Below are 23,075 nucleotides of genomic sequence, written 5' to 3'. Positions count from 1 at the left end.
GTCCACATCTTGAGCTCAGCCCAAGCGTCAAGGAGGACGAATGGCGGGGCTTTCTACCCCTCATGAGTTTGACCACCCCACAACCTTCGCAGCCGCAGTGCTCACCGACGACAACCGGATCATCGTGACGATCATCGGAGTCGTCGCGCTGGCCGCGCTCGTGGTCGCGGGCATCCTGGTGCGCCAGGTGCTGGCGGCGGGCGAGGGCACCGACAGCATGAAGAAGATCGCGGAAGCGGTCCAGGAAGGCGCCAACGCCTATCTGGGACGCCAGCTGCGCACGCTCGGCGTATTCGCCGTGGTCGTGTTCTTCCTGCTCATGCTGCTGCCCGCGGACGACTGGAATCAGCGCGCAGGCCGATCGGTGTTCTTCTTGATCGGCGCCGCGTTCTCGGCGGCCACCGGTTATATCGGCATGTGGCTGGCGGTGCGCAGCAATGTGCGTGTTGCCGCGGCGGCCCGGGAAGCGACCCCGGCGGAGGGTGAGCCGGAAAAGGATCTCACCACCGTCTCGCACAAAGCCATGAAGATCGCTTTCCGCACGGGCGGCGTCGTCGGCATGTTCACGGTGGGGCTCGGTCTGCTGGGCGCCTCCTGTGTGGTGCTGGTGTACGCGGCCGACGCGCCGAAGGTGCTCGAGGGCTTCGGCCTCGGGGCCGCTCTGATCGCCATGTTCATGCGTGTCGGCGGCGGCATCTTCACCAAGGCCGCCGACGTCGGCGCCGACCTGGTCGGCAAGGTCGAGCAGGGCATTCCGGAGGACGACCCGCGCAATGCCGCGACCATCGCCGACAACGTGGGCGACAACGTCGGCGACTGCGCCGGCATGGCGGCCGACCTCTTCGAGTCGTACGCCGTGACCCTGGTCGCCGCGCTGATCCTCGGCAAGGCGGCCTTCGGCGACTCCGGGCTCGCCTTCCCGCTGATCGTGCCGGCCATCGGTGTGATCACCGCCATGATCGGCATCTTCGCGGTCGCCCCGCGCCGGGCCGACCGCAGCGGCATGTCCGCGATCAACCGGGGCTTCTTCATCTCCGCGGTGATCTCGCTCGGGCTGGTGGCGGCGGCCGTCTTCATCTATCTCCCGGCCAAGTACAGCGACCTCGACGGCATCAGCGACGCGGCGATCCGGGCCAAGGACGGCGACCCGCGCATCCTCGCGCTCGTCGCGGTGGCGATCGGCATCCTGCTGGCGGCCGTGATCCAGCAGCTGACCGGCTACTTCACCGAGACCAACCGCCGCCCTGTCATGGACATCGGCAAGACCTCGCTGACCGGCCCGGCCACCGTCGTCCTCGCCGGTATCTCGGTGGGTCTGGAGTCGGCCGTCTACACCGCCCTGCTGATCGGCCTCGGCGTCTACGGGGCCTTCCTGCTCGGCGGCACATCGATCATGCTGGCGCTGTTCGCGGTGGCGCTGGCCGGCACCGGTCTGCTCACCACGGTCGGCGTGATCGTCGCCATGGACACCTTCGGCCCGGTCTCCGACAACGCGCAGGGCATCGCCGAGATGTCCGGCGACGTCGAGGGCGCCGGCGCCCAGGTGCTCACCAACCTGGACGCCGTCGGCAACACGACGAAGGCCATCACCAAGGGCATCGCCATCGCCACCGCCGTCCTGGCGGCGTCGGCGCTCTTCGGGTCGTACCGGGATGCGATCACCACGAACGTCCAGGACGTGGGCGAGAAGCTGACCGGCAAGGGCGCCCCGTTGAGCCTGTCGCTGGACATCTCGCAGCCCAACAACCTCGTCGGCCTCATCGCGGGCGCGGCGGTCGTCTTCCTCTTCTCGGGGCTGGCGATCAACGCGGTGTCGCGGTCGGCGGGCTCGGTGGTCTACGAGGTGCGGCGGCAGTTCCGCGAGCACCCCGGGATCATGGACTACAGCGAGAAGCCCGAGTACGGCAAGGTCGTGGACATCTGCACCCGGGACGCCCTGCGGGAGCTGGCCACGCCCGGTCTGCTCGCCGTGATGGCACCCATCTTCATCGGGTTCACGCTCGGAGTCGGCGCGCTCGGCTCCTACCTCGCGGGCGCGATCGGCGCGGGCACGCTGATGGCGGTCTTCCTCGCCAACTCCGGTGGCGCCTGGGACAACGCCAAGAAACTCGTCGAGGACGGCCACCACGGCGGCAAGGGCAGCGAGGCCCACGCGGCCACCGTCATCGGCGACACGGTCGGCGACCCCTTCAAGGACACCGCGGGTCCGGCGATCAACCCGCTGCTGAAGGTGATGAACCTGGTGTCGCTGCTCATCGCGCCGGCGGTGATCAAGTTCTCCTACGGCGACGACAAGAACATCGGGGTGCGGATCGCGATCGCGATCCTCTCCCTGCTCGTCATCGTCACAGCGGTGTACATCTCCAAGCGGCGCGGCATCACCGTGGGCGACGAGGAGGGCAAGTCGGAGCGCACGGCCAAGTCGACGGACCCCGCGGTGGTTTCGTAGGCGGTCTTACGACGGTCCGCATCAAGGGGCGGGCGGGAGGCGCGTGTTGACGCGCCGCCCGCCCGTCCTCGTCTGTGCGCCCTGCTGTGTGCAGGCTCACGGTGAGCCTTCTCTCGCCTGGTGCAAATGGATTCAAATGGGTCTCTAGTGGACGCCCGGCATGGGGTTGCTGTCTGTGTGGCGTGTATGTTCCGGGGCCGAGAGCCATGGAAGGGACCAAACCGGTGAACAAGAAGCTCGCGGCCGCACTGTCCGGCGGTGCGGTACTGGTACTGGCGCTGTCGGGATGCAGCAGCAGCAACAACAACGACAAGCTGGACTCCTGGGCCAAGCAGGTCTGCGACGGCGTACAGCCGCAGGCCAAGAAGATCGAGGCCGCCAACGCCGCGATCCAGAAGGAGACCTCCGACAACAGCACGCCGGAGCAGGTCCAGCAGACCGACGCGCAGGCCTTCCAGGACATGTCCGACGCCTACAAATCGATCGGGGCCGCGGTGCAGAACGCCGGGGCGCCGAACGTCGACGACGGGGCGAAGAAGCAGCAGGACGCGGTCAAGGAACTCAACGACATCTCCGCGTCCTACGCCTCGCTGAAGGCGCAGGTCGACAAGCTGGAGACCAAGGACCAGGCCAAGTTCGCCGACGGACTCAAGGGCATCGCGACCTCGCTGGACAAGCTGAGCCAGAGCGGGAACGACGCGCTGAAGACCCTCGAGGAGGGCGAGGTCGGCAAGGCGATGGCGAAGCAGGAGAGCTGCAAGGCGGCCTCGGCGACGCCCTCCTCCGCGGCGACGGGGAGCTGAGCCGGGGCTGCGGACGGTCACCGCTGCCCGCCACAATGGGGGCGTGAGTATCTCCGGCCTGCCCACCCTGCCCGCCTCCGACCGTCCCGACGTCGCCGCCCGGCTGCGGGACGCCCTGCTCGGGGCGTCCTTCACCGCCGACGGCCTGCTCGACCTGCTCGGCGCGCCCGCGTACGCGGCGCTGGCGCGCAGCGAGACCGTGCCGGCACTGCGGGCGACGCGCGGGGACACCCCGCTCGAGGTGCTCGTACGGCTGTTCCTGCTGCAGCAGCCCGTGCCGCACGCGCGCGTGGAGGCCGTTCTGCCGCTCGACGCCTGTCTGGAGAGCGGGTGGCTCGTCCCGGCCGGCGCGGACGAGGTGGCCGCGACCGTGGACGTACGGCCGTACGGCGGGCCCGAAGGCGAGGACTGGTTCATCGTGTCCGACCTTGGCTGTGCCGTCGGCGGCGCCGGTGGCATCGGCAGCCGCGAGGAGGGCGTCGTCCTCGGCGTCGGCGGCGCCTCCACGACCCTCGCCGGCATCACCGTCCGTACGCCCGTCTCCAGCGCCCTGGACCTCGGCACGGGCTCCGGCATCCAGGCGCTGCACGCCTCCCGGCACGCCACGCGCGTGACGGCGACCGACCTCAACCCGCGCGCGTTGCACATCACCGCGCTCACCCTGGCCCTGTCCGGCGCCCCCGCGGCCGATCTGCGCGAGGGCTCGCTGTACGAGCCGGTGCGGGACGACGAGACGTACGACCTGATCGTCTCCAACCCGCCCTTCGTCATCTCGCCCGGCGCCCGGCTGACCTACCGGGACGGAGGGATGGGCGGGGACGATCTGTGCCGCTCGCTCGTTCAGGGTGCGGGGGACCGCTTGAACGAGGGCGGGTTCGCGCAGTTCCTCGCCAACTGGCAGCACGTGGAGGGGGAGGACTGGCAGGACAGGCTCAGGTCGTGGGTCCCGCGCGGGTGCGACGCGTGGATCGTGCAGCGCGAGACGCAGGACGTCACGCAGTACGCCGAGCTGTGGCTCAGGGACGCCGGTGACCACCGGGGCGACTTGGCCGAGTACCAGGCGCGGTACGACGCGTGGCTGGACGAGTTCGAGGCGCGCAAGGTGAAGGCCGTCGGCTTCGGCTGGATCACCCTGCGACGGACGGGCGCCGCCGTGCCCTCCATCACCGTGGAGGAGTGGCCGCATTCGGTCGAACAGCCGCTCGGAGAAACGGTGCGGACGCACTTCGACCGCCTCGACTACCTGCGCTCGCACGACGACGCGGCCCTGCTGGAGGGGCGCTTCCGGCTCGTCACCGAGGTCGTCCAGGAACAGGTGGGGCTGCCCGGTGCCGAGGACCCGGAGCACGTCGTGCTGCGCCAGCACCGGGGCATGCGCCGCGCCACCAAGGTGGACACGGTCGGCGCGGGCTTCGCGGGCGTGTGCGACGGCTCGCTGAGCGCCGGCCGCATCCTGGACGCCATCGCCCAACTGGTCGGCGAGGACCCGGTGTTGCTGCGCGACCGGACACCGGCGCAGATCAGGCTGCTGGTGGAACAGGGGTTCCTGGAGCCTGCGGAGTGACCGGCGTGCCGCACGTCGCTCATGGGAAGACCTCGCACCCCTGATGGCTCTGCGTCCGATCTGCCGGGATTTACGGGATTGGTGACGAAAAGTACTCCTGTCAGTGGTGCATGCGACGCTACTTTCTAGAGACAGGCTCCACGCGTCCTCGGGGGAGGCGCGCTGTCTCGGGGGAGGCGCCATGGCGGGGGACACGCCGGAACACGGCCAGGGCCGGATGATCAACGGACGGTACCGGCTGCTGCGCACGCTGGGCGCGGGCGGCATGGGCCGCGTCTGGCTCGCCCACGACACCGAACTGGCCTGCGAGGTCGCGGTCAAGGAGATCGCGCTGCCGGACCTGCCGGTGGACGGGGACGAGACGGCGCAGCGCATCGCCCGCGCCCGCAGCGAGGCCCGGCACGCGGCGCGGCTGCGCGGCCATCCGCATGTGGCGACGGTGCACGACGTGGTGGTCCACGAGGGGCTCCCGTGGATCGTCATGGAGTACGTCCCGGACGCGGTCGACCTCCAGGCGGTGATCCGGAGTTCGGGCCCGCTGCCGCCCGCACGGGTGGCCGAGATCGGGCTCGCCGTGCTCGACGCGCTCACCGCCGGCCATCGCATCGGCATCCTCCACAGGGATGTGAAACCGGCCAACATCCTTCTGGCGCCGGACGCTTCGGGCGACGCCTACGCGCGCGTGCTGCTCACCGACTACGGAATCGCCCTCATGCCCGAGTCCCACGAACCCCGGCTCACCGCGACCGCGGGCATCCTCGGCACACCCGGGTACCTCGCACCCGAGCGCGCGCGGGGCGAGCCGCCCACCCCGGCCGCCGACCTCTTCTCCCTCGGCGCCACGCTGTACGCGGCCGTCGAGGGCCGCGGCCCCTTCGACCGCCACGGCGACTACGCCACCCTGACCGCCCTGCTCGGCGAGGAACCGACCCCGCCGGCCCGCGCGGGCGAACTCGCGCCCGTGCTCCACGGGTTGCTGGTCAAGGACCCGGTGCGCAGGGCGGCGCCGGAGACGGTCCGCCCGGCCCTGGAGCGGGTGCTGCAACAGTCCGCGGCACAGGCACCGGCGCCGGTGAAGGGGTTCGGCCCACCGCAGGGGTACGCGGCGGGCGCGGCGCAGGGCGGTTCGCCTCCGCCCGGGTACGTGGCGAACGCGGCGCAGGGTGGTTCGTCCCCGGGCGGCGCGCAAGGGAGTTCGTCCCCGGCCGGGTACGCGGGTGCCGCGCAGGGTGGTTCGCCCGGCTCGCCTCCACCCGGGTACGGTGCGGCGCCGCCGGGATACGTGGCGAGCACGCCCTCGCAGGGCAGCACGCCGAACAGCCCGCCGCCGCCGGGGTACGTGGCGGGTGGGACGCCTGCGGGGTACGCGGGCGGTGCGACGGCCCCGGGATATGGGGCGGGCGGCACGCCTCCCGGATACGTCGCCGCCGGACCGTACGGCGAGCAGTCCCCCGTACCGCCGGGCGGACCGAACACGCCGGGGGCGCCGCAGACTCCCGACAACCCGCCGACTCCGACTCCGACTCCGACTCCGCAGACGCCGGGCAGCCCGCAGGCCCCGGTGCCGTATCCGGGCTGGAATCCGTATGCGAGCAGCCCCACCGTCACGTACGCGGGCCCCGGCGGCCCCGGTGGCCCGGGGCAGAGCCCGGCGGCCGTACCGCAGCCCGGTGGCCCCCGGCGTTCCGGGCGGACCGTCGTCATCGTCGCCGCGGTGGCCGCCGTGGCGCTCGTGCTCGGGGTCGGAGTGTGGGGCGCGATGTCGCTGACCGGCCACGACAACAGCGCCCGGCCGCACAGGAGTCCGTCGGCGCGGTCGTCCTCGCAGCCGAGCCCCACCGGGCCGGTGTACGTGTACGGCGAGCAGGTCGGCCTCACCAAGCCGTTGCAGGCCGGGGACTGCGTGAAGGCGGTGTGGTCGGGCGAGCCGTTCAAGTCGCCGCCCAACCTCGGGGTCGTGGACTGCGCCAACGACCTCCCCGAGGGCCAGGTGGTCGCCGTCGACTCCGCGGCCGACTACGCCGACGCGCGCGCCCACGGCGCCGACCGTTGCGCGCGCCAGAGCGAACCGCTGGCGCGGAGCCTCCCGGACGCGGGGTACTACGCCGTCGTACCGACCCGCCAGGGATTCGGCGCGTCCGGCGGCGGCACGGCCTGTCTCGTCCTCGGCCGGCACATACCCATCGGGGGCGAGGTCGGGCGGTTCCGGGACGCCGGGATCGACATGGCGGCGGCCCAGATGAGCGTCGGCGACTGCTTCACCTACCTGGAGGAGAAGGACGCCACCCACACCTACCTCACCGACTGCGCACAGGCGCACACGGACCAGGTGATCGGCTTCGCCCGGGCCCCGGCGAACATGGACTTCACCACGGGCACCAAGAACGCCGAGAAGCTCTGCACCAACAAGTTCGAGTCGACCTGGTCACCCGGCTCCGGCCGGGCGATCATCGGCTGGTGGAACACCAAGGAGAACTGGAACCAGGGCTTCACCACGGTGATCTGCACCATGGAGCGCGCCGACGGGGAAAAATCGACGGGACAGCTGACCCCGCCGCCGTCCGGCTCGGCGTGACGGTCCCGCTTGGTCAACGCATGGCGGTCCGGACTCCTGGCGTTCATCCCTGGTTCGCCCGCGCGTCTCCCGTCGCTGCGAGCGTCCGGGTCCAGCAACCCGCACGGAACGGCACGGGAAGGACCCACCATGGAGAGCGGTCCGGCGATCTTCACCGGCACGGTGTTCGCCCTGTTCGGAGCCGCCCTGCTGGCCTGGGTCGCCGTCCGGCTGCGGCACCGGCGGCCCGTCGCCCTCGGTGTGAGCCCGGTCGCATCCGCGGCCCTCGCCACCATCGCCGGCGCGGGCGCCGTCGCGATCGGCGTCTGGTGCCTCGCAAGCGTCTGACGACGCGATCTCCGAAGCCGCGCGGAGATGGCCGGGAGTGACCGGTACGTGACGTTCCGCGCGCTGCCCGAATGCCGCTCGCCACTCCGTGCGGCAGGAATGGCGCGACTCGGGTTACCGTTCGAGTGGCCGTTGTGGGCTTTTCCCGTTTGACACGGGGGCGGGATGTACCGTCACACTCCGCAGCGTCACCATGACACGACCCCGGGAGGAACGCCTGGGGAGGCCCCAGCGTCGACCGGAGAGAGAAGAGCGAAGTTGTCCCCGACCAGCGAGACCGCACACGGCGGCCGCCGACTCGTCATCGTCGAGTCGCCTGCCAAGGCGAAGACGATCAAGGGCTATCTCGGCCCCGGCTACACCGTCGAGGCGAGCGTCGGGCACATCCGCGACCTTCCCAACGGCGCCGCGGAGGTGCCGGAGAAGTACACCGGCGAGGTCCGCCGCCTCGGTGTGGACGTCGAGCACGACTTCGAGCCGATCTATGTCGTCAACGCCGACAAGCGGGCCCAGGTCAAGAAGCTCAAGGACCTGCTGAAGGACTCCGACGAGCTCTACCTCGCCACCGATGAGGACCGCGAGGGCGAGGCCATCGCCTGGCACCTGCAGGAAGTGCTCAAGCCCAAGGTCCCGGTCAAGCGGATGGTCTTCCACGAGATCACCAAGTCCGCGATCCAGGCCGCCGTGGCCAACCCGCGCCAGCTCAACCAGAAGCTGGTCGACGCCCAGGAGACCCGCCGCATCCTCGACCGCCTCTACGGCTACGAGGTCTCGCCGGTCCTGTGGAAGAAGGTCATGCCGAGGCTGTCGGCGGGCCGCGTCCAGTCCGTTGCCACCCGGCTCGTGGTCGAGCGGGAACGCGAGCGCATCGCTTTTCGTTCTGCCGAGTACTGGGACCTGACGGGCACCTTCGCGACCGGCCGCGCGGGGGATCCGTCGGACCCGTCGTCGCTGGTCGCCCGCCTGCAGACCGTCGACGGCAGGCGGGTCGCGCAGGGCCGCGACTTCGACTCCCTGGGACAACTCAAGAGCGAGCAGGTCCTCCACCTCGACGAGGCGAACGCCCGCGCCCTGGCCGCCGCCCTGGAGCAGACGCAGTTCGCCGTCCGCTCGGTCGAGTCCAAGCCGTACCGCCGCTCGCCGTACGCCCCGTTCCGTACGACGACCCTCCAGCAGGAGGCCTCGCGCAAGCTCGGCTTCGGTGCGAAGGCGACCATGCAGGTGGCCCAGAAGCTGTACGAGAACGGCTTCATCACCTACATGCGTACGGACTCCACGACCCTCAGCGACACCGCCGTGGCCGCCGCCCGCGCCCAGGTCACCCAGCTCTACGGCGCCGACTACCTGCCGTCGAGCCCGCGGACGTACGCAGGGAAGGTCAAGAACGCGCAGGAGGCGCACGAGGCGATCCGGCCCTCGGGTGATCGTTTCCGCACGCCCGCCGAGACCGGCCTGACCGGCGACCAGTTCAAGCTCTACGAGCTGATCTGGAAGCGGACGGTCGCCTCCCAGATGAAGGACGCGACCGGCAACAGCGTGACCGTGAAGATCGGCGGCACGGCGGCCGACGGGCGGGACGTCGAGTTCAGCGCGTCCGGCAAGACGATCACTTTCCACGGCTTCCTGAAGGCCTACGTGGAGGGCGCCGACGACCCGAACGCCGAGCTGGACGACCGTGAGCGGCGGCTGCCGCAGGTCGCCGAGGGCGACCGGCTCACCGCCGAGGAGATCACGGTCGACGGGCACGCCACCAAGCCCCCGGCCCGCTACACCGAGGCCAGCCTGGTCAAGGAGCTCGAAGAGCGCGAGATCGGCCGCCCGTCGACGTACGCGTCGATCATCGGCACGATCCTCGACCGCGGCTACGTCTTCAAGAAGGGCACGGCACTCGTCCCCTCCTTCCTGTCCTTCGCCGTGGTCAACCTCCTGGAGAAGCACTTCGGGCGGCTCGTCGACTACGACTTCACCGCCCGCATGGAGGACGACCTCGACCGGATCGCCGCCGGTCAGGCACAGTCCGTGCCGTGGCTGCGGCGCTTCTACTTCGGTGAGGGCGAGGGCGCCGGCGAGGGTGGCGCGGCCGACGCCGGCAACGGCGACGGTGACCACCTCGGCGGCCTCAAGGAGCTGGTGACCGACCTGGGCGCGATCGACGCACGCGAGGTGTCGTCGTTCCCGGTGGGCAACGGCATCGTGCTGCGCGTCGGGCGCTACGGCCCGTACATCGAGCGCGGCGAGAAGGACTCCGAGGGCCACCAGCGGGCGGACGTGCCCGAGGACCTGGCACCGGACGAGCTGTCCGTCGAGCTCGCCGAGGAGCTGCTCGCCAAGCCGAGCGGCGACTTCGAGCTCGGCGCCGACCCGGAGACGGGCCACCAGATCATCGCCCGGGACGGCCGCTACGGCCCGTACGTCACCGAGGTGCTCCCCGAGGGCACCCCGAAGACCGGCAAGAACGCCGTGAAGCCGCGTACGGCCTCGCTGTTCAAGTCGATGTCGCTGGACACGGTGACGCTCGAGGACGCGCTGCGGCTGATGTCCCTGCCGCGGGTGGTCGGCACCGACGCCGAGGGCCAGGAGATCACCGCACAGAACGGCCGCTACGGTCCGTACCTGAAGAAGGGCACGGACTCGCGCTCGCTGCAGTCCGAGGAGCAGCTCTTCACCATCACCCTCGAAGAGGCGCTGCAGATCTACTCCCAGCCCAAGCAGCGCGGCCGGGCCGCCGCCAAGCCGCCGCTGAAGGAGCTGGGCACCGACCCGGTCAGCGAGAAGCCCGTGGTGGTGAAGGACGGCCGTTTCGGGCCGTACGTCACCGACGGGGAGACCAACGCGACCCTGCGCTCCGGCGACAGCGTCGAGACCATCACCCCGGAGCGCGGCTTCGAACTCCTCGCCGAGAAGCGGGCCAAGGGCCCCGCCAAGAAGACAGCGAAGAAGGCTCCCGCGAAGAAGGCGGCCCCGGCCAAGAAGACGACGGCCGCAAAGAAGACCGCGGCGAAGAAGACGACGACTGCCGCCAAGAAGACGACCGCCAAGACCGCGGCGAAGAAGGCCACGGCCGCCAAGTCCGCGGAGGAGTAAGGGCGTTCGGGACCCGGTCGGTGACGGCCGGGACCTTCACGTCCCGTTCGCGAAACGAACGCCCCGGTATCGCTTTGGTGTCGGGGCGCGCGCACGTGCGGCCGCGCGCCCCGGGCTGTCAGTCGGTCCCGATAGGCTGAAAGCATGACGCGAGCGGAGCAGCCAACGGCCCACCACCCGGCCCCCGACGACGCCCTTGTCGCGGACTCCCGCGAGCGCGCCGTCCGCGCCCTGTTGCGCCAGCCGCAGCTGAAGCGGCTGTGGAGCGCCCACCTCGTGGGGTCGGTCGGCGACACCCTCGCCCTCCTCGTCCTGGTCCTGCTCGCCCTGCAGGCGGCGATCAGCGAGGGCTCCTTCGGGGGCAGCTACCGCGGCGTTGCGTTCGCAGTGGCGACCGTTTTCGGGGTGCGCATCCTGGCGACGCTGCTCTTCGGAGCGGTCCTGCTCGGCCCGTTGACTTCGCTCACTTCGCAGGAGGGTCCGCTCGACCGCCGCTGGACGATGGTCGGCGCCGACGCCGTCCGGGTCCTCGCGCTCATCGTCGCGCCCCTGTGGATCGACTGGACGCCGGACAACGCGCTGGCGATCCTCCTGGTCACCGCGTTCGTCACCGGCGTCGCCGAGCGCTTCTGGACCGTCTCCCGCGAGAGCGCCGCGCCGGCCCTGCTGCCGGCCCCGCCGCTGGAGGGGGCGACGGTACGGCCGCTGCCGGACCACATGGACGCCCTGCGCCGGCTGGCGCTGCGCACGGCCTTCGTGGCGATCCCGCTCGCGGCCGCCGCGCTCGTCGTCACCGGACTGCTCAACAATCTGCTGGGCTCCGGGATCGCCTGGTTCGCCCAGCACCAGGCGGCCCTCGCCTCGTACGTGGCGGCGGGCCTGTTCGCCGCGTCCCTGTCCGTGCTGACGTACCTGGAGCTGCCGGCCACGCGCACCCCACGCGCGCGTTCCCCGCTCGAGGGGCTGCGCCGCCCGCGCACGGGCGAGGGCGTCGACAAGGGCCGCACGGGCGCGATTCCGCTGCTGGTGCTCGCCTGCGCCGCCGTCGCCGGAGCGCTCTCCGCGGCCGTCGCCGTGGCGGTGCTGCACGCCAAGGACCTGCACGGCGGCCCGGTGCTGTACGGCCTGCTGGTGCTCGCCCTGACCGGCGGAGTCGTCGTCGGCATCCGTACGGCGCCCAAGGTGCTGGTGTCGCTGTCGCGGCGCCGGCTGCTCGCGCTGGCCATCGCCTTCACCGGCGTCGCGCTGCTGGCCGCGGGTCTCGTCCCGGACGTGACGACCGTCCTGCTCATCGTCGCCCTGGCCGGCATCGGCGCGGGCGTGGCCGCCAACACCGGGCACACCCTCCTCGACCAGGAGGCCGAGGACTACCGGCGCGCCCGCACCACCGAGCACCTGCACGCCGTCGTCCGCGTCTCCGTGGCGCTCGGCGCGGTCATCGCCCCGGTCGTGGCCGCGGGCATCGGGCCGCACCGCTTGGAGAACGGCAGGTTCGTCTTCGCCCACGGCGGCGCCGCCTTCACCCTGATGCTGGTCGGCGCGCTGCTGCTGCCGGTGGCCGCGCTGGTGCTGGCCAAGGTCGACGACCGCTCCGGGGTCCCGCTGCGGCACGACCTGCGGGACGCGCTGCGCGGCGGCGACGACCCGCTGACCGCACCCGCCGCGAGCGGCTTCTTCATCGCCCTGGAGGGCGGCGACGGCGCCGGCAAGTCCACCCAGGCCGAGGCGCTCGCCGAATGGATCCGGGCCAAGGGCCACGAGGTCGTCGTGACCCGCGAGCCGGGCGCGACGCCGGTGGGCAAGCGGCTGCGGTCGATCCTGCTGGACGTCTCCAGCGCCGGGCTCTCGCACCGCGCGGAGGCCCTGCTGTACGCGGCGGACCGCGCGGAGCACGTGGACACGGTGGTGCGGCCTGCGCTGGAGCGCGGCGCCGTGGTCATCTCCGACCGCTACATCGACTCCTCGGTGGCCTACCAGGGCGCGGGCCGCGACCTGTCCCCGACGGAGATCGCCCGCATCAACCGCTGGGCGACCGACGGCCTCGTACCGCATCTGACCGTCCTGCTGGACATCTCCCCGGAGATCGCCCGCGAGCGGTTCACCGAGGCGCCGGACCGGCTGGAGTCGGAGCCCGCCGAGTTCCACGCGCGCGTGCGCTCCGGTTTCCTGACGCTGGCCGCCGCCGACCCCGGCCGCTACCTGGTGGTGGACGCCGGCCAGGAGCCCGAGGCCGTCACCACCGTCGTACGGCACCGGCTGGATCAGATGCTGCCGCTGTCCGAGCAGGAGATCCGGGAGCGGGAGGAGGCCCGCAAGGCCGCCGAGGAGGAGGCCCGCCGCAAGGCCGAGGAGGAGCGGCTGGAGCGTGAGCGCCAGGAGCAGCTCGCCAAGCTGCGCGCCGAGGAGGAGGAGCGCAAGCGGCGCGAGCTGGAGGAGGCGCAGCGGCGCGAGGCCGAACGGCAGGCGGAGGAGGCCCGGCGACGGGCCGAGGAGGCCGCCCGGCGCGCGGAGGAGGAGCGGCAGCGGCTGCTCGCCGAGGAGAAGGCACGCGCCGAGGAGGAGGCCCGCCGCAAGGCCGAGGAGGAGCGGCGGCGCAAGCAGGCCGAGGAGGAGGCACGGCTGCGGGCCGAGGCGGAGGCGCTTCGGCTGGAGAAGCAGCGCAAGGCCGAGGAGGCGCTGCTGCGGGCCGAGGAGGCACGCCGGCTTGCCGAGCAGGCCGCGGCCGCCGCGGAGGCGGGGCCCAAGGAGCCGCCGGCGCCCGCGGTCGCGCCGGAGGCCTCGACCGTGCCGACGCCGGTGGTGACGCCGACGAACGCGTCGGGCGGACCGGCCGAGGAGACGGCCGTGCTGCGGCCGGTGCGGGAGGACGGTGCCGGGGGCGCCGACGCCGCGACCGAGGGCCGTAAGCGCCCGGTCGGCGAGTCGGACGCCGAGGTGACGACGAAGCTGCCGCAACCGCCGGTAGTGCCGGGTGCCGCCGACGACACCGCGGTGTTGCCGCCGGTGGTGCCGGGTGCGGCGGATGAGACTGCGGTGCTTCCGCCGGTGGTGCCGGGCGCGGCTGACGAGACGGCTGTTTTGCCGCCGGTGGTGCCGGGCGCCGCTGACGAGACGGCCGTGCTGCCGCCGGTGCGTGAGGAAGGGCCCGCGGACCGGGTGCCGCCGGGGTACTTCCGGGACGAGCGGGCGGAGGGTGCGCGGCCGGACGGGGGCGAGGAGCGTACGCGGGAGATGCCCCAGGTCGACGCGGAGGGGGCACCTCGGCGCCGCACCCGGTCGGACTGGGCCGAGGAGACTCCGCTCGACGACCTGCCGTCACTGGCCGACGAACTGCTCGGGCCGCACGAGGACGACTACGACGAGGATCAGGGGCGGGGCAGGCGCCGCGGCCGGGGGCGCTGAGCCTTTCCGCTTGGGCACCGACTGCTCCCCGCGCACTCGGCGTCCCGTTGTCAGTGCCGCCCGCCACAATGGAACCCGCAACACGAACCGTGGTGGAAGGGCGAGGGACGCATGACGGTCTGGGATGACCTCGTGGGCCAGGAGAAGGTAGCCGAGCAGCTGGACGCCGCCGCTCGGGACGCCGACGCACTCGTCACCGCGGTCGCCACCGACGCACCCCCGCCCGAGGCGTCGAAGATGACGCACGCCTGGCTGTTCACCGGGCCCCCGGGGGCCGGGCGGAACCAGGCGGCGCGGGCGTTCGCCGCCGCGCTGCAGTGCGTGTCGCCCGACCGCGCGCTCGGCGGATCACCGGGCTGCGGGTTCTGCGACGGATGCCACACGGCCCTGGTCGGCACGCACGCGGACGTCACCAGCGTCGCCGCCGTCGGCTCGCAGATCCTCGCCGAGGACATGCGGGACACCGTACGGAAGTCGTTCACCTCACCGGCGAACGGCCGCTGGCAGATCATCCTGGTCGAGGACGCCGAGCGGCTGAACGAGAAATCGGCCAACGCCGTGCTGAAGGCGGTGGAGGAACCCGCCCCGCGCACGGTCTGGCTGCTGTGCGCGCCCTCCATCGAGGACGTCCTGCCCACCATCCGCTCCCGCTGCCGCCACCTGAACCTGCTGACGCCGTCGGTGGACGCCGTGGCCGACATGCTCGTACGGCGCGAGGGCGTGGAGCCGGCCGTCGCCGCGGCCGCGGCCCGCGCCACCCAGGGGCACGTCGACCGGGCCCGCCGACTGGCCACCGACCCGGCGGCCCGCGAGCGCCGTGCCGCCGTGCTGAAGCTGCCGCTGCGGGTCGAGGAGATCGGCAGCGCGCTGAAGGCCGCCCAGGAGTTGGTGGACGCAGCCGCCGAGGACGCCAAGCAGCTCGCCGAGGAGATGGACGGCAAGGAGACCGAGGAGCTGAAGGCGGCGCTGGGCGCGGCTCAGGGCGGCCGGATGCCGCGCGGTACGGCGGGTGTGATGAAGGACCTGGAGGACAAGCAGAAGCGGCGCCGGACGAGAACCCAGCGCGACAGCCTCGACCTCGCTCTGACCGACCTCACCGCGTTCTACCGAGACGTCCTGGCCCTGCAGCTCGGCACGCGCGTGGCGTTGTCCAACGCGGAAGCCGAGGACGCCCTGGAGCGCCTGGCCCGCGGCAGCTCCCCGGAGTCCACCCTGCGCCGCATCGAGGCGATCGCCGCCTGCCGCGACGCCCTCGACCGCAACGTGGCCCCCCTGCTCGCGGTGGAAGCGATGACGATGGCCCTCAGAGCCGGCTGACAACCGGCTACCGCGCGGCACTCCGGGGCGGCGCTGCACTCCGCGGCCGATCAACGGAGGTTGACCACGTAACTCGTACGAGGCACGACGCGCACGCACGGCATCCGAGCGGCTGCGCACGGTTACGCTCGCCAGATGCACATCAGGCGCAGCCCCCGTCCCCGCCGGCCCCGAACCGCCGCCGCTCTCCTTGCCACCGCCGCCCTCCTCCTCTCCGCCTGCTCCGCCGGAGGCACGACGAGCACGGGTGGCGGCGCCGCCGAGGTGGCCCTGGCCGCGCTGCCGCAGTCGACGCCGTCCGCCCTGGCGCCGTACTACGAACAGAAGCTGAGCTGGCGCAGCTGCGGGGTGCCCGGCTTCCAGTGCGCCACGATGAGGGCGCCGCTCGACTACGCCAAGCCGGGCGCGGGGGACGTACGGCTCGCCGTCGCCCGCAGGAAGGCCACGGGCAAGGGGCGGCCGCTGGGGTCGCTGCTGGTGAACCCGGGCGGGCCGGGCGGCTCGGCCATCGGCTACCTGGAGCAGTACGCGGGCGTCGGCTACCCGGCGGAGGTGCGGGCGCGGTACGACATGGTCGCGGTCGATCCGCGCGGGGTCGCCCGCAGCGAGCCCGTCGAATGCCTCAGCGGACGCCGGATGGACGCCTTCACGCAGACGGACACCACACCCGACGACACGAAGGAGACCGGCGAACTCGTCGACGCCTACAAGAAGTTCGCCGAGGGGTGCGGGGCGCACTCCCCAGACCTGCTGCGGCATGTGTCCACGGTCGAGGCGGCCCGGGACATGGACATCCTGCGCGCGGTCCTCGGTGATCGGAGACTGACGTACGTGGGGGCGTCGTACGGGACGTTCCTCGGGGCGACGTACGCCGGGCTGTTCCCGGAGCGGGTGGGCCGGCTGGTGCTCGACGGCGCGATGGACCCCTCCCTGTCCGCGCGCCGGATGAACCTGGACCAGACAGCCGGTTTCGAGACGGCGTTCCAGTCCTTCGCGAAGGACTGTGTACGGCAGCCGGACTGCCCGCTCGGCACCAGGGGCACCACGCCGGCGCAGGTCGGCGAGAATCTCAGCGCCTTCTTCAGGAAACTGGACGCCCACCCCATCCCGACCGGCGACGCGGACGGCCGCAAGCTCGGCGAGGCCCTCGCCACCACCGGCGTCATCGCGGCGATGTACGACGAGGGTTCATGGGGCCAGCTGCGCGAGGCGCTGACCTCGGCGATGAAGGAGAACGACGGCGCGGGCCTGCTGGTCCTGTCCGACAGCTACTACGAGCGCGGCGCCGACGGCCGGTACTCGAACCTGATGTTCGCCAACGCGGCCGTGAACTGCCTGGATCTGCCCGCCGCCTTCTCCTCTCCCGACCAGGTCGAGAAGGCGCTCCCCGCCTTCGAGAAGGCCTCCCGGGTCTTCGGCGAGGGCCTCGCCTGGGCGTCCCTGAACTGCGCGTACTGGCCGGTGAGGGCCACGGGTGAGCCGCACCGCATCGAGGCGAAGGGGGCGGCGCCGATCGTCGTGGTCGGCACCACGCGCGACCCCGCGACCCCGTACCGCTGGGCCCAGTCCCTCTCCCGCCAGCTCTCCTCGGCCCGCCTGCTCACCTACGTGGGCGACGGCCACACCGCGTACGGCCGCGGCAGCGACTGCATCGACTCCGCGATCGACACCTACCTGCTCGACGGCACCCCTCCGACCCAGGGAAAGCGCTGCTCATAACCCCGCCGCACGCCTCGGGACCGCCTGCCCCGGGGCGTGGTCGGAGCACCCCCCGAAACTGTGTAGACTTACCGACGTTGCTGATCGCACCATAGTGCGGACGGCGCGCCGCCTTAGCTCAGATGGCCAGAGCAACGCACTCGTAATGCGTAGGTCTCGGGTTCGAATCCCGAAGGCGGCTCCATGGTGAACCCCAGGTTAGACCTCTGACCTGGGTTTTTTTCTTTTCATTGGCCTTGGAATTCCGGCAAATCGCGCACCTGTGATCTGCGCATCGTAATGCGTAGGTCGGAGGTGTGGTTTCCGTGACCGTATGGAGGGTTTGAGCCTCTGGGCTGGGCTTTTGCTCATCTGGGAGAGGCTGATCAAGTATCGGCGATGGGTTTCGGTGGACAGCCGGTGGACAGGCGTGCGTGACACTCCATCAAGGCGCCACTGCCTCCCATTTGGCCGATGGCTGCAATGCGACCGTTTTCGATGGGGCGATCGGCAGGGACGGGACTGTCCGGTCCTGACAGGGTGGGCCGCCCGGCTCGGATACTGGTGTTGATCATGGGATGTGAGCACGCCAGCGATTCCGCACCCGACCCGGACCACGGACGCAGCCGCACCCCGGGTGCGGGGCCAGCCTTGGACTGCGTGGGACCCGGTGCTGGTTGCCCGGTCGCTTGTCCGTCGGCGGGGCGGTTCGCGCTCGCCACGGGCTTGCGAGGTGGCAGGTCATGAGCATGGTCATCGGCCACCGGATCTTCGCCTCGCTGGAATCGAGCCGCCGCTCGTAGTCGCGGGCGAGGCGGCGTGAGCCAAGCAGCCAGGCGAACGACCGTTCCACGCACCACCGGTCCGGGAGCACGACGTAGCCGGAGACGTAGTCCGTACGCTTGATCACGGTGACGGCCGGGTGCAGCACGTTCAGGGCCCAGGTGATCAGGGTTCTGGTGTAGCCGCCGTCAGCCCACAGCTTGACGATCGCCGGAAACCGTGTCCGCAGGGCGGGCAGCATGCCGGTGGCCGCCTGCTGGTAGGTGTGACGCGGCCCGGCACTTCCCTCTCTGTCAACAGTATGGCGATACATCGATCAACCAGTTGGAGCGTCCTTCGGAGCCGTAGCCGTTGGTGCTGGCCAACCCGAGTGCTGGGACCAGTCGCAAGAGCGCTCCATGGGAGCCACACAGCTTCCCCAAGGAATCCCAAATATTGGCAATGTGGAGTCCGATGGACTTGGCCGCCGTTGGCTGGATCTCGCTGCGGGTCCGGACGCTGATGTCCGCATTTGCATGTGTGTGAACTGTCATGCAAAGCAAAAACCTTCCAGATCGGTCATGCGGCGCCTGTGGCTGAAGATGTCCGACCGGCCCGCCCGGGTGCTGCGCCGCGGGCGTTTCTCTCTTGACGCGTGCAAGTAAGGCCCAGTTAAGGTCCTTTTACTTTTGAGGCTCATGTGACTCCGGGGTGGGGATTCTGTGAGGGCGGGGGAGGGCGGGGGAATGAGTGCGTCCCGAAGACGGCGTGCTGGCGGAAGAGCACTGATCGCTGTGGTCGCGTCGGCCGTGGTTGCGACTGTCGTGCCGTCGGTGGGAGCCAGTAGCCAGGCCCATGCGGTGGAGCGATCGACAGCCGTGACGGAGGCCGGAGGCGTCAAGGCGGCCGCGACACTGTCAGCCGCTGAGGAGGCCGCGGGCGCAAATGGTGCGAATGTCGAAGTCACTTCCCTGCGGAGCGAGTCGGGTGAGGTCTACGCGACGCCGGACGGTCAGTTGGAGGCTGTGCAGCACCTGAAGCCGGTACGTACGCGGGTTGACGGGGCATGGAAGGCGGTCGACAACACCCTTTCGAAGCGGAGCGACGGCAGTGTGATGCCGAAGGCCGCCGCTGTGGGGCTGTCGTTCTCAGCGGGTGGATCGGATCCACTGGTGACGCTGGAGAGGGCCGGGCGGAAGCTGTCGTTCTCGTGGCCTACGCCGTTGCCGGCGCCGATGCTGGCGGGGGACACCGCCACGTACACGAATGTGCTGCCGGATGTGGATCTGAAGGTCCGCTCGGTCACCGATGGCTTCAGCGAGCTGCTGGTGGTGAAGACCGCCAACGCGGCGAAGAACCCGGCATTGGCCCAATTGAAGCTGGGCGTGGATTCTCCGGGCCTTGACCTGCAGGAGACCGCCTCGGGTGGCCTGGAAGCGGTGGATCAGACGGCCGGCGGCGTCGTCTTCCAGGCGGCCAAGCCCGTCATGTGGGACTCGGCGCAGGCCTCCGGCACGCAAACGCAGCTGGTGCGGGGAGCAGTCGGCGAGAAGACGGCCACCGCGCAGACCGATTCCGCAGCAGCAGATGCCGAGGCCGGTCCTGGAGACGCGGCGAAGGTGGCATCGATCGACGTCGACGTGGCCTCCGACGACAGCGAGCTTCGACTGACACCGGACCACGCGCTGCTGACGGATCCGGGTACGACGTTCCCCGTCTACATCGACCCGCAGACCTACACCCCCAAGGCCGGGGAATGGACGATGGTGTCGCGGTACTGGGCGTCTTCGCCGCAGTGGCGGTTCAACGGTGACTCGGACGCGGGCGTGGGGTATTGCGGCTGGGACTACTGCGCGCCGTACGACGTGAAGCGGCTGTTCTTCAAGTTCCCGACGGCGCGGTTCGGCGGCAAGTCGATCATTTCGGCGACCTTTGTCGGGCATGAGACCTGGTCGGGTTCGTGTGACGGGCGTTCTGTGCAGTTGTGGCGGACCAAGTCGTTCGACTCGGGTACGACCTAGAACAGCTCTGCGGACAACTGGCTGGACCAGTTGGATTCACGGGACGTGGCAAAGGGTGGCAGCGCCAGCTGCCCATCCGGCGATGTGGAGTTCGACGCGACGGCAGGAGTGAAGTATGCCGCCACGCATGATTCGGCGTATACGTCATTCGGTCTCCGCGCGGCCAATGAGAGTGACAAGTACGGCTGGAAGCGATTCTCGGACGACGCGTACCTGCGGGTGAAGTACAACCAACCGCCGAAGCAGATCGCGATGAGTCAGCTGACCATGTCTCCGGGCGCGACCTGCAAGAAGCCCGACAACAAGGTGCGGATACGCTCGCTGCCGAAGATCACCGCGAGTGACGTGAAGGACCCCGACGGCGATCAGGTGAGCGTGCAGTTCCAGCTGGCGTGGGATGCGGGCAGCGGGTTCAAGGTCCAGTGGGTCTCCGCGAAGATGACTCCGAAGAAGTCCGGCTCGGATTTCAGTACGTCCTTGATCGAGCAGATCACTTCCACCAAGAAGATTCCGAAGAACACCACGCTGGCCTGGTACGCGCGGGCCGTTGACTACGACGAGGGCAAGTACTACAGCTATTCGCCCTGGTCGGGCGCGGGTTCGGCGACGGGCTGTTACTTCGTCTGGGACACGAGTGTGCCTGTGGGGCCCACGATCACGTCGAGCGACTACCCGGCTGCGGACGACAGTGATCCCAACGATCCCCCCTATGACGGTGTCGGCCGGTACGGCACCTTCACGATCGACGCCCCGAGTTCGGACGTCACGAAGTACTGGTTCGGGGTCAACGAGGAGCCGTCCTCGGCCAATGAGGTGACCACATCCGGTGGGGTGGCCAAGACGGTGAGTTTTCGACCGACCCGGTCCGGTACGAACTTCCTGTATGCGCAGGCGTTTGACTCGGCGGGCAATGCCAGTGAGCCGACACGCTACAAGTTCCGGGTGAAGTCGGGTCAGCCCGCCCGCGCGGAGTGGAAGCTTGACGACGCGTCCGGCACGACCCAGGCCGAGGGGACATCCGGACAGCGGACCCTCGACCTCAAGGGCGGCCCCACCCTGGGCGCGGCAGGCGTCAACGGCACCGCGGTGTCGCTCGACGGCGTCGACGACTATCTCGTGTCGGACATTCCGACGGTAGATACCTCCGGCAGCTTCTCCGTGGCGGCATGGGCGAAACTCGACAAGATTCCGGACAACGCGGCGGTGATCGCCGCACAACCCGGCAACCACGCTCCCGGTTTTGAGCTGTATTACTCCAAGGCGTACGACCGATGGGTGTTCAACCAGTATTCGGCGGACACCACATCGGCGACACCGGTGCGCGCGATGCAGGCGGCGGCCGGCGAGGTCAAGGCCGGTGAGTGGGTCCACTTGACCGGCACCTACGCCTCGGGTTCCGATCTGCTGTCGCTGTACGTGAACGGCACCCTGGTCGGCACCGCGGCGTACTCCACGCCGTGGGACGCGCGGCGCGGGCTGCAGATCGGCGCGGGCAACTACGGCGGCACTCCGTCCAGTTTCTTCCCCGGCACGATCGACGAGGTACGCATCTTCGACAAGTCACTGTCTGCGGGAGAGGTGACCAACCTCTACAACAAGAAGCCGATCGGCAACGGCCGCCCGGCGCGAGCCGTGTTCCCGTTGGACGAGCCGGCCACGGCAGCCGACGGTACGGCGACCGCGCAGGTGACAGGCCGTGCAGATGTGCACCCGGCGGTGTTCAAGGGCGGGGCGGTTCCCGGCGCCCCGGGGCGGGCTGGTGCAGCTCTGACCTTGGACGGTGTGGACGACTACGCCACCACTCCTGGCCCGGCGGTGAACAACCAGGCGAGTTTCTCGGTGGCGGCCTGGGCCAAGCTGCCCAAGACCAAACCCACTCACGCGGCGATCATCGCCACCCAGACGGGCACCGTGATGCCTGGCTTCGAGCTGTACTACTCGGCTGCCTACGGCTGGACGTTCAACCAGTACACGGCCGACAGCGCGAGCGGTACTCCCGTGCGCGCAAGTCAGGGGAGTCCCGACAAGGCGCCAGGCGGTGAATGGACCCAGGTGGTGGGCTCCTACGACGCGCTCACCGACGATCTGCGGCTGTACGTGCAGGGCAAGTTGGTCGCCACCACGAAGTTCAGCACACCGTTCTACGGCAGCGGTCCCTTCCAGATCGGCGCGGGCAAGTACAGCGGCACTCCGGGCAGCTTCTTCCCTGGCCAGATTTCGGACGTACAGCTGTACGACCGGGCCTTGTCCGGCCCGGAGATCGCGGAGATGTTCGACAACAGGCCGACGGTCGAGGGGCGCTGGAAACTGGATGCGGCCTCCGGGACTCCCGCGACCAGCGCGGACGACCTGGCACGCGAGGACCACACCTCCCACCCGCTGACACTCGGTGCCGGAGCCAGCGTCGACACCACGGGCAACAGCAACATGGTGGGCGACGGGGGACTGCTGCTGAACGGCACCAGCACCGGCCACGCGTCCACCTCGGTCTCGCCGATCGACACCAGCGCCAGCTTCACCGCCTCGGCGTGGGTGACAGCGCCCAGTCGTCCCACCAAGACGGTGACGGTGATGAGCATGGCCGGAGCCAACGCGAACGGGTTCGTGGTGCGCTACGTCCCCGACGCCACCGACCCGGCGAACGCGGGCCGCTGGCAGCTGGAGATGGCCGACGCCGACACCCTCACCACGGCCAAGTCCACGGCCGAGCACACCAACTTCCAGAACACCAACCCCTGGAACCATCTGGCGGTCGTCTACGACGCGCACGCCGGGCAGTTGCGGCTGTACGTGGACGGTGCGCTGAAAACGACGCTGTGCGCGGACGAAGACGACGACGGAGTGCCCGACACTCCCACCTGTACCGAGACCGTGTCGTGGAACTCGTCGGTGCTGCCCTTCGCCGCGACGAAGGGACTCCAGCTCGGCCGGGCCAAAACCGGTGCCAGCAGCTGGGGTGAGTACTGGAGCGGCGCGATCGACGACGTGTGGGTCTTCCAGGGCGCGGCCAGCGACAGCCAGATCGCCCAACTGTCCAACGGTGCCGACATCGGCACGATTCCTGGCCCGTGAC

General features: G+C 70.5%; 12 protein-coding genes and 1 tRNA gene. 12 read left to right on the top strand and 1 reads right to left on the bottom strand.

All coding sequences use genetic code 11. The features are described from left to right. Positions 1-40 precede the first annotated feature (40 nt). The 10 genes from ACWCQ1_RS14565 (at position 41) to ACWCQ1_RS14520 (ending at position 17,424) form a co-directional block, all read left to right on the top strand. Entirely contained in the window at positions 41-2,449 is a 2,409-nt protein-coding gene (locus ACWCQ1_RS14565) for a sodium-translocating pyrophosphatase (protein WP_133044243.1), read from the top strand. 206 nt (positions 2,450-2,655) lie between these two features. Then, positions 2,656-3,252 carry an SF-assemblin family protein gene (locus tag ACWCQ1_RS14560; RefSeq protein ID WP_133044244.1) on the top strand — a complete coding sequence of 199 codons (597 nt, stop codon included), beginning with the start codon at positions 2,656-2,658 and terminating at the stop codon, positions 3,250-3,252. A gap of 43 nt (positions 3,253-3,295) precedes the next feature. After that, the gene (locus ACWCQ1_RS14555; protein WP_358598061.1) at positions 3,296-4,816 is read left to right on the top strand and encodes a DUF7059 domain-containing protein; all 1,521 of its coding nucleotides are present in this window, start codon (positions 3,296-3,298) and stop codon (positions 4,814-4,816) included. Positions 4,817-4,997: 181 nt separating this feature from the next. Then, on the top strand, positions 4,998-7,391 hold the full coding sequence (locus ACWCQ1_RS14550; RefSeq protein ID WP_451026609.1) for a protein kinase domain-containing protein: 2,394 nt from the start codon (positions 4,998-5,000) through the stop codon (positions 7,389-7,391). A 129-nt stretch (positions 7,392-7,520) separates the two neighbouring features. After that, positions 7,521-7,718, top strand: a complete 198-nt coding sequence (locus tag ACWCQ1_RS14545) for a hypothetical protein (protein WP_133044247.1) — start codon at positions 7,521-7,523, stop codon at positions 7,716-7,718. A 258-nt stretch (positions 7,719-7,976) separates the two neighbouring features. Beyond that, entirely contained in the window at positions 7,977-10,802 is a 2,826-nt protein-coding gene (topA, locus tag ACWCQ1_RS14540) for a type I DNA topoisomerase (RefSeq protein WP_133044248.1), read from the top strand. Between the two features lie 144 nt (positions 10,803-10,946). Next, entirely contained in the window at positions 10,947-14,204 is a 3,258-nt protein-coding gene (gene tmk / locus ACWCQ1_RS14535; RefSeq protein WP_451026608.1) for a dTMP kinase, read from the top strand. A gap of 111 nt (positions 14,205-14,315) precedes the next feature. Then, the gene (locus ACWCQ1_RS14530; protein WP_451026607.1) at positions 14,316-15,521 is read left to right on the top strand and encodes a DNA polymerase III subunit delta'; all 1,206 of its coding nucleotides are present in this window, start codon (positions 14,316-14,318) and stop codon (positions 15,519-15,521) included. Positions 15,522-15,656: 135 nt separating this feature from the next. Then, on the top strand, positions 15,657-17,240 hold the full coding sequence (locus tag ACWCQ1_RS14525; RefSeq protein ID WP_451026606.1) for an alpha/beta hydrolase: 1,584 nt from the start codon (positions 15,657-15,659) through the stop codon (positions 17,238-17,240). Between the two features lie 107 nt (positions 17,241-17,347). Further along, positions 17,348-17,424: transfer RNA gene (locus ACWCQ1_RS14520), tRNA-Thr, on the top strand. A 366-nt stretch (positions 17,425-17,790) separates the two neighbouring features. Here ACWCQ1_RS14520 and ACWCQ1_RS14515 read toward each other — a convergent pair. Continuing rightward, the gene (locus ACWCQ1_RS14515) at positions 17,791-18,315 is read right to left on the bottom strand and encodes a transposase (RefSeq protein WP_358609419.1); all 525 of its coding nucleotides are present in this window, start codon (positions 18,313-18,315) and stop codon (positions 17,791-17,793) included. A 544-nt stretch (positions 18,316-18,859) separates the two neighbouring features. Here ACWCQ1_RS14515 and ACWCQ1_RS14510 point away from each other — a divergent pair. Together ACWCQ1_RS14510 and ACWCQ1_RS14505 are read left to right on the top strand one after the other, a co-directional pair. Further along, positions 18,860-20,002 carry a hypothetical protein gene (locus ACWCQ1_RS14510; RefSeq protein ID WP_451026605.1) on the top strand — a complete coding sequence of 381 codons (1,143 nt, stop codon included), beginning with the start codon at positions 18,860-18,862 and terminating at the stop codon, positions 20,000-20,002. A 252-nt stretch (positions 20,003-20,254) separates the two neighbouring features. Continuing rightward, complete coding sequence (locus tag ACWCQ1_RS14505) at positions 20,255-23,074, top strand: LamG domain-containing protein (protein ID WP_451026604.1); 2,820 nt, start codon at positions 20,255-20,257, stop codon at positions 23,072-23,074. The last annotated feature ends 1 nt before the right edge of the window (position 23,075 follow it).

The sequence above is a fragment of the Streptomyces sp. NPDC002144 genome, assembly GCF_053593695.1.
The sequence above is the reverse complement of the archived record's forward strand: the minus strand, read 5'-3'. Positions and strand labels throughout refer to the sequence as shown.